Genomic DNA, 545 nt, shown 5'->3' with positions numbered 1-545 from the left:
TGGCATACAAAGGCTGTAATTGCTCGAACAGCATTGATACGTCTTAATCTTTGTCTCAAACATGCGGCTGCATTAGGTGTAGATGTTGATTTACAAGCTGTAGAAAAAGCAAAAGCTCTCTTAGGAAAACAACGCCATAAGGTCACTAATAGACCAGCCATGGATTGGAGAGAGGTTCCGGCTTTTTATAAAACACTCTGTGAAGCATCAACCATAACACAACTGGCTTTGCGTTTGCTTATTCTGACAGGTGTTCGTACCAATCCTTTACGTCATATTCATAAAGATCAAATTGATGGGGATATATGGACCATACCTGCTGAAAATATGAAAGGCAAGCGTGATACAACAAAAGAATTTCGCGTGCCTTTATCAACTGAAGCATTAGACATTTTAAAACAAGCACGATTGCTTTCTCGTAATGATTTCTTTTTTTCTGCTAAAGGTCGCGGTCCCCTCGCTGAGAAGTGTATGGCTCAATATATGAGAGACAATAAACTTGAAGCCTGCCCGCATGGTTTTCGCTCTAGTTTACGCGATTGGCT

Annotated in this window: 1 protein-coding gene; it reads left to right on the top strand. The window is 40.7% G+C overall.

Going from position 1 to position 545, the window contains the following annotated elements; genetic code table 11:
* Positions 1-545: tyrosine-type recombinase/integrase (locus ACFIL8_RS12575; RefSeq protein ID WP_375690114.1), on the top strand; the 545-nt coding region annotated here is incomplete at both ends.

This window comes from Bartonella sp. AP57NXGY, assembly GCF_042195805.1.
Taxonomy (GTDB): domain Bacteria; phylum Pseudomonadota; class Alphaproteobacteria; order Rhizobiales; family Rhizobiaceae; genus Bartonella.
The sequence above is the reverse complement of the archived record's forward strand: the minus strand, read 5'-3'. Positions and strand labels throughout refer to the sequence as shown.